General features: G+C 55.3%; 5 protein-coding genes. 3 read left to right on the top strand and 2 right to left on the bottom strand.

The genetic code is table 11. The annotated features are described in order from the left end of the window. Nucleotides 1–353 precede the first annotated feature (353 nt). Both HBN61_RS01095 and aptA read right to left on the bottom strand, forming a co-directional pair. Nucleotides 354–1847: a CoA-acylating methylmalonate-semialdehyde dehydrogenase gene (locus HBN61_RS01095; RefSeq protein ID WP_170046000.1), complete on the bottom strand. Its 1494-nt coding sequence runs from the start codon at nt 1845–1847 to the stop codon at nt 354–356. 80 nt (nt 1848–1927) lie between these two features. Beyond that, nucleotides 1928–3277 carry an omega-aminotransferase AptA gene (aptA, locus tag HBN61_RS01090; protein ID WP_094992092.1) on the bottom strand — a complete coding sequence of 450 codons (1350 nt, stop codon included), beginning with the start codon at nt 3275–3277 and terminating at the stop codon, nt 1928–1930. A gap of 123 nt (nt 3278–3400) precedes the next feature. Between aptA and HBN61_RS01085 the strand changes: the two genes are divergently transcribed. The 3 genes from HBN61_RS01085 to HBN61_RS01075 all read left to right on the top strand — a co-directional run bounded on the left by HBN61_RS01085 (nt 3401) and on the right by HBN61_RS01075 (nt 6080). Beyond that, nucleotides 3401–4321, top strand: a complete 921-nt coding sequence (locus HBN61_RS01085; RefSeq protein WP_169963874.1) for a LysR family transcriptional regulator — start codon at nt 3401–3403, stop codon at nt 4319–4321. A gap of 62 nt (nt 4322–4383) precedes the next feature. Then, nucleotides 4384–4986 carry an IMPACT family protein gene (locus HBN61_RS01080; protein WP_170045999.1) on the top strand — a complete coding sequence of 201 codons (603 nt, stop codon included), beginning with the start codon at nt 4384–4386 and terminating at the stop codon, nt 4984–4986. A gap of 410 nt (nt 4987–5396) precedes the next feature. Continuing rightward, nucleotides 5397–6080 (top strand): SDR family oxidoreductase, encoded by a 684-nt coding sequence (locus tag HBN61_RS01075; protein WP_170045998.1) that lies wholly within the window; start codon nt 5397–5399, stop codon nt 6078–6080. Nucleotides 6081–6112 lie beyond the last annotated feature (32 nt).

The raw sequence follows: 6112 nt of genomic DNA, 5'->3' as shown, positions 1-6112 counted from the left end.
GCCCCTGTTGCTGTCAAGCGGTTATTTTAAGATGTTTTCAAAGTTTCCTCTGTAACATCAACCACTTACGCTTTCGATCTCTCGTCAGCGGGAGGCGAATTCTACAGCGTTACACGCTGCTGTCAACACCTCATTTCCTGCTTCGATAACTTGAAGCTGACACTTTCGAAATCGTTTAACTCTTTGATTCTCAAGGAGTTTTCCGTTTCGACTGCGCCGGAAGTGGGGCGAATTATAGGCCGATGGAATTCTGAGTCAAGCCCGAATTTCATATTTCTGTCATACCACCTAAAAGGCCTGCAAACGAAGAAGCCAGCCTGGCGGCTGGCTTCTCCTTTCAAACAACGAATGCGTCAGAGGCTAGGAAATGCAAACTGCGACGCTTCATGGCTCGCACGCTGCGGCCAGCGCTGGGTAATGGCTTTTCGACGCGTGTAAAAGCGCACACCGTCAGGCCCATAAGCATGCAGATCGCCAAACAGCGAGCGCTTCCAACCACCGAAGCTGTGATAAGCCACAGGAACAGGCAGCGGAACGTTAACCCCTACCATGCCTACTTCAATCTCATCACAGAACAAACGCGCAGCCTCGCCATCGCGAGTGAAGATGCACGTACCGTTGCCATACTCATGCTCGTTGATCAGTTGCATCGCCGCTTCCAGACTGTTTACACGCACGATGCACAGAACCGGCCCAAAAATCTCTTCCTTATAGATGCGCATCTCTGGCGTAACGTGATCGAACAAGCAACCGCCCAGGAAGAACCCGTCTTCATGACCCTTTACACTCAAGCCTCGCCCATCAACCACCAGCTTGGCTCCTGCCGCCACACCGTCAGCCACATACCCACTGACCTTGTCACGCGCTTGCCCCGAGACCAAAGGTCCCATATCGAGGCCGCAAGAAGTCCCTGCGCCAATTTTCAGCGCCTCGATTTGCGGCACCAACTTGGCCACCAAGGCATCCGCCACCTGATCCCCAACGCACACGGCCACCGAAATCGCCATGCAACGTTCGCCACATGAGCCATAAGCAGCCCCCATCAACGCACTCACGGCATTATCCAAATCGGCATCAGGCATCAGTACCGCATGGTTCTTCGCGCCACCTAATGCCTGAACACGCTTGCCGCGCCTTGTCCCTTCGGCATAGATGTATTCGGCAATCGGCGTCGAGCCGACAAAGCTCAGGGCTTTCACTTCTGGCGCTTCAATCAGGGCGTCTACGGCAGCCTTGTCACCCTGCACGACACTCAATACGCCTTTAGGCAGACCCGCTTCCTGAAGCAACTGCGCAATCAACAAGGTCGAACTTGGATCGCGTTCCGAAGGTTTAAGGATGAAACAGTTACCGCACACAATGGCCAACGGGTACATCCACAACGGAACCATGGCCGGGAAGTTGAAAGGCGTTATCCCCGCCACAACCCCGATCGGCTGAAAGTCAGACCATGCATCAATGTTCGGGCCTACGTTGCGGCTGTACTCGCCCTTCAGGATCTCCGGTGCCGAGCACGCGTATTCGACGTTCTCAATCCCGCGTTTGAGCTCACCTGCCGCATCCTCCAGCGTCTTGCCATGCTCTTCGCTGATCAACTGAGAAATGCGGGCCTCGTTCTGCTCTAGCAGCTGCTTGAAACGGAACATCACCTGGGCACGTTTGGCTGGAGGCGTATTACGCCAGGCGGGGAAAGCCGCCTTTGCCGTGTCGATTGCCTGTTGAATCGTCTCGCGGCTGGCCAAAGGAACCTGATGAATCACCTGCCCGGTCGACGGGTTGTACACATCGGCAGTACGGCCGGAATCACTTACCAGCTCACCATTGATCAAATGTTGAATCGTGCTCATTGCCACTCCAAAACAGGTCTGCAGACGCACACATTACGCGCACGTCGAAAGCCAAAAATGTCTCTTCTATATAGAAGGGATCAGTCGATCTGATTCAACGCCTCTCCCACTGCATCGAACAAGCGATCCAGATCCTGAGGTTTGCTATTGAAAGTCGGGCCAAACTGCAGCGTGTCACCGCCGAAACGAACGTAGAACCCGGCCTTCCACAGCTTCATCGCGGCATCGAAAGGACGCACAATCACATCGCCATCGCGTGGAGCAATCTGGATCGCACCAGCCAGACCGTAGTTACGGATATCGATGACGTTCTTCACGCCTTTCAAACCATGCAACGCATTCTCGAAATGCGGTGCAACCTCAGCGACGCTCTGTACCAGATGTTCTTTTTGCAGCAAGTCCAGCGCGGCAAGCCCTGCTGCACACGCCACCGGGTGGGCGGAATAGGTATAGCCGTGCGGGAATTCGACGGCGTACTCCGGCGTCGGCTGATTCATGAATGTCTGATAAATCTCGGTAGAGGCAATCACAGCCCCCATTGGAATCGCACCGTTAGTGACCTGCTTGGCGATACACATCAAGTCCGGCGTCACACCGAAACTGTCGGCTCCAAACATTGAGCCTGTGCGACCAAACCCGGTAATAACCTCATCGAATACCAGCAGGATGTTGTGCTGATCACAGATTTCACGCAGGCGTTTCAGATATCCCTGAGGCGGAACCAGCACCCCGGCAGACCCTGCCATCGGCTCGACAAACACCGCGGCGATATTTGAAGCGTCATGCAGCTCGATCAACTTGAGCAGTTCGTCCGCCAGCGCGATACCACCCAACTCTGGCATACCGCGTGAAAAGGCATTGCTCGCCAGCAAGGTGTGCGGGAGATGGTCGACATCCGCCATGGCCTGACCAAACAACTTACGATTGCCGTTCACGCCCCCCAGACTAGTGCCCGCAATGTTCACCCCGTGATAACCGCGTGCCCGACCAATCATTTTGGTTTTGGTCGATTGGCCTTTCAGCCGCCAATACGCACGCACCATTTTCACAGCGGTATCCGCACACTCCGAGCCGGAATCGGTGAAGAACACATGGTTCAAGTTACCGGGCGTCAACTCGGTAATTTTCTCGGCCAGCTGAAACGACAAGGGATGGCCATATTGAAAGGCTGGCGAGTAATCCAGCGTGCCGAGCTGCTTGGCCACGGCTTCCTGAATCTCTGTGCGTGTATGGCCTGCACCACATGTCCACAGACCTGACAATGAGTCATAAATTTGCCGACCTTTATCATCCGTCAGATAACTGCCCTTGGCGCCGATGATAAAACGCGGATCACGATGAAAATTACGATTGGCGGTGTAAGGCATCCAGTGCGCATCCAGCTTTAGCTGGCTGGCTACGTTTAACTCGGCGTTTTCAGGCATGTTCATCAGCAAAACCTCGCAAGACAGAGTGCAGTGTCGGGTCAAAATCGTGGTTGCAGCTAAATTGCCACGCCTATAAAGTCGATGAAATCCAACTCTTCTAACCTTCAGTTAGGCGTTTACTAAACTATGAGCAGCCGTCGTTCCGATGCCTTGGCGCAAGTCAGCGACTTCGATATTCGCTTGTTGCGCATCTTTCGCAGTGTGGTGGAGTGCGGCGGTTTTTCTGCAGCAGAAACAGTCCTCGGCATTGGCCGGTCTGCGATCAGCCAGCAAATGAGTGATCTGGAGCAGCGCCTGGGCTTGCGCCTATGCCAACGCGGGCGCGCGGGGTTTTCCCTGACGGAAGAAGGTCGCGAGGTCTACCAGTCAGCGTTGCAATTACTTGGCGCGTTAGAGAGCTTTCGCACAGAGGTCAACGGCCTGCATCAACACTTGCGCGGTGAGCTGACCATCGGCCTTACGGACAACCTCGTCACCCTCCCCCATATGCGCATCACCCACGCATTGGCTCAACTCAAAGAACGCGGGCCCGACGTTCAAATTCAGATCCGCATGATTTCGCCCAATGAAGTAGAACAAGGTGTGCTCGACGGACGTCTGCACGTGGGCGTTGTGCCTCAGGCCAGTGCGTTATCCGGTCTGGAATATCAACCGCTGTATAGCGAACGGTCGCTGCTTTACTGTGCTGTCGGTCACCCACTGTTTTATGTCGATGACGTCCAGCTACAAGACGACCGCCTCAACGATCAGGACGCCATTGCGCCGACTTTTCGTCTGCCCTCAGAGATTCAGGCGCATTATCAGGCACTCAAGTGCACCGCCAGCGCCTCAGACCGCGAAGGCATGGCGTTCCTGATTCTGACCGGACGCTACATAGGCTACCTGCCTGACCATTACGCCAGTTTGTGGGTGCAACAAGGTCGTCTGCGTGCGCTCAAACCCGAATCGCGTTTTTATGATTTGAGCCTGGCCTCGGTCACCCGCAAAGGCCGCCGCCCTCACCTGGTCCTTGAAAGTTTCCTTGAGAGCCTTGAATCGACACGCTAACGTTCACTTCTCCTCAGCCCCGCCGCGGAGCCTCCACGCCTCGCGCACAGCCCGGAACCGATATGCCTTCAACCCTGACCGGTCCATGCGAGCACCGCGAAGAAATCCGCAAGAGCCGCTTCATCACCTATGCCGCGCCCATCACCAGTGCTCAAGAGGCCTACGACTTTATTGAGCGGCACAGCGACCTCAACGCGTCCCATAACTGTTGGGCCTGGAGGCTGGGCGATCAGTACCGCAGCAGCGATGACGGCGAACCCGGCGGCACAGCTGGACGCCCCATTCTGTCGGCCATTGAAGCGCAAGATTGCGATCACGTTGTGGTGCTGGTGACTCGCTGGTATGGCGGCATTCAACTGGGCACGGGGGGTTTGGCACGTGCTTATGGGGGTGGTGCCAACAAATGCCTGCAAACGGCCGAAAAGTCACCGCTTATCACCCGGGTCGCACTTGAGTGCGCTTGCAGCTTCAGTGAATTGGCACTGGTCAAATTGCGCGTGTCAGAACTCAACGGCGTGCTGAGCAACGAAACCTTCACCGCCAACGGGGTGGAGTTATGCTTGGAAGTCTGCGACGCGCATATTCCTGTCTTGCAAGCGCAACTGGCCGACCTCAGTCGTGGCCGCATTATGTTGATCCGCAAGCCGATCAACGTTGAAGGCTGACAGGCTTTGTTCCCACCTAAACAGTTGCCCACAACCACTGTGCACCCGACTGTGGATAACCTGAGCACACACGGCTACAGCCCTTATCGGGCGTGGCCTGCATCACTTTGTACGTTTTTTGATCGACACCCACTTCTGAAAAGGAAAAACGCTGTGCAAGCAGCGCGTTAACCTGACTTATACCGCTTCGGACCATCGCCACTCGTACTTATAGCCGGCCGCCCGGGTTGCGCACAGATCCTGTGGAGCAACCTGTGGATAACCCGTGCAAACCCAACCTGAGCGCACATTCTGTAACGGGCGCTCAGGTTTGTATATTTTTTAACCAAACTGTACGGCTGGGCAGTGGCTGGCTGAAGGAGTAAAACCGTGTTCGGTGATCCTCATTTACCTTTCATAGGACGCGACTCATGACAGCTAAAAACGCACTTATCATTGGCGCCTCACGCGGACTGGGTCTGGGCCTGGTCGAGCAACTCATCAAAGATGGGTGGAACGTCACCGCCACGGTGCGTAACCCTGACAACGTGGAAAAGCTTAAAGCACTGGGCAAGGCCAGCATTGAACAACTGGATCTGGACAACGTTGAGGCCATCCGGGCCTTGAGCCAAAAACTGGACACCGAAGTATATGACCTGGTGTTTGTGAACGCTGGCATCAAGGGCCCGGACGATCAAGCGTCGGGGCGCGCCAGCCTGACCGACATCGGCCAATTGTTCCTGACCAACAGCGTAGCGCCGATCACCCTGGCACAAGCCTTTGTCAGCAAAATCCGTAAAGGCAGTGGGGTTTTGGCGTTTATGAGTTCCGGGCTCGGCAGTATTACATCGCCTGACGCGCCTGAACTTGCCCTCTACAAAGCCAGCAAGGCCGCACTCAACTCCATGACGAATACGTTCATCAGTCAACTGGGTGAAGACCGGCCTACCGTACTGACCCTGCACCCGGGGTGGGTAAAGACCGACATGGGCGGTGAAGGCGCCGATATAGATGTTGAAACCAGTACCCGTGGGCTGGTTGAACAAGTGAAGGCATATGCAGGGAAAGGCGGGCATTACTTTATCGACTACAAAGGTCAGACGATTCCCTGGTAAGCAGAACAGAGGGCGGCGCGTTCAAGCCGCCC

This window comes from Pseudomonas sp. WS 5071 (assembly GCF_012985765.1).
GTDB lineage: Bacteria > Pseudomonadota > Gammaproteobacteria > Pseudomonadales > Pseudomonadaceae > Aquipseudomonas > Aquipseudomonas lundensis_A.
This window is presented reverse-complemented; position numbering and strand designations above follow the sequence as displayed.